This window comes from Microcystis sp. LE19-195.1E (genome assembly GCF_027532095.1).
In the GTDB taxonomy this organism is placed as follows: Bacteria; Cyanobacteriota; Cyanobacteriia; order Cyanobacteriales; family Microcystaceae; genus Microcystis; species Microcystis aeruginosa.
The window spans coordinates 1-1,256 of record NZ_JAPZSZ010000033.1 but is presented as its reverse complement, the minus strand read 5'-3'; the positions used below and the strand labels follow the sequence as shown (position 1 = coordinate 1,256).

The following is a 1,256-nucleotide window of genomic DNA, read 5'->3' as shown; positions in this document are numbered from 1 at the left end:
TTTTTATCTTCGTTTCAATCCCAAAACACTTAAAAAGAAACTGGAAAAAACCACCTGTACTCCCAACGCTAGAGCGGTTACGGAAGGAATGACAATCCGCATGGTCACGGCTGGATCTAAGGCTCCATAAAGTCGAGCATTCCAAATGTATAAAGCATACAGTGAACCGCCCATACCTAGTACCAATAAAATTACGCCAATGCTCAATCCCACCTCCAGATTAATATAACGCAAAAATCGTCTTAATTTTCGGTCTTCCGGTAATAAACCCTCGCTGATAGCAAAAGCTTTTGTGAAGATGGCAAAACTGACAATTTGAAAGCCAATAATCAAAGCTGTGGCTGAATAGAGAAGGGTGTGAACTCTGGGTTGAGGAATAAACCAAATCGTCGCCACAAACCCCAGAAACATTAAAGCCAGTCCGGGGTAGAGAAACAACCAGCGAGGACTATACATTAACAGAAATCGGAGATGTCGCCAGCCATCGCGCCAAGTTTTTAGGTGGGGGGGACGACTGCGACCGTCAGGGGATAAAGTGGTTGGTACTTCGGTAATTTTCAGGCCGTAGAGGGATGCTTTCACCACCATCTCGCTGGCGAATTCCATGCCAGTGGTGCGTAGGTTCAATTGTTCGATCGCCTGTTTACTAAACCCGCGCAATCCACAGTGAAAATCACCACAGGGACTACCAAAAAATAACCGTCCTAACCAAGTCAAGACAGGATTGCCCAGATACTTATGCAATACTGGCATCGCCCCAGGTTTAATTCCCCCCTGAAAACGATTGCCCATCACCAAATCATAACCCTGTCGCAATTTTTCTAGGAAAGGCGAGAGATTGGTAAAGTCATAGCTATCATCGGCATCCCCCATAATAATGTACTGACCTTTGGCGGCGGCGATACCTCCCCGCAGGGCGCTACCATAACCCCTTTCCGGGATGGGAACCACCCGCGCCCCTGAATTAGTGGCAATTTCTTGGGAACCATCGCTACTGCCATTATCGGCGATTAGCACCTCTCCCGCAATTTTGTGTTGTTCCAGATAATCTCGCGCTTTGCCGATACAGGTGGCCAGGGTTTCCGCCTCGTTGAGACAGGGCATGACGATCGATAATTCTAAAGTAGGTATCTGCTCATTAGAGGCGGCATCTGCCATGACCTGATTTTCCAGCATAACAATCGCGGTGGAGTCGTTTTGCTCAAGAGTATAACAGGATTATTGACATTTGTGACAACAAATTTTTGATTGCTCAA

The 1,256-nt window shown here is 46.7% G+C and carries 1 protein-coding gene; it reads right to left on the bottom strand.

Annotated elements, in window-relative coordinates; genetic code table 11:
• Nucleotides 1-3: 3 nt before the first annotated feature.
• The gene (locus O9300_RS02445) at nt 4-1,176 is read right to left on the bottom strand and encodes a glycosyltransferase family 2 protein (RefSeq protein WP_287969841.1); all 1,173 of its coding nucleotides are present in this window, start codon (nt 1,174-1,176) and stop codon (nt 4-6) included.
• Nucleotides 1,177-1,256 lie beyond the last annotated feature (80 nt).

What these genes read in the sequence shown, in the direction of transcription:
- O9300_RS02445 (WP_287969841.1), bottom strand. Translation starts at nt 1,176, where the DNA reads ATGCTGGAAAATCAGGTCATGGCAGATGCCGCCTCTAATGAGCAGATA.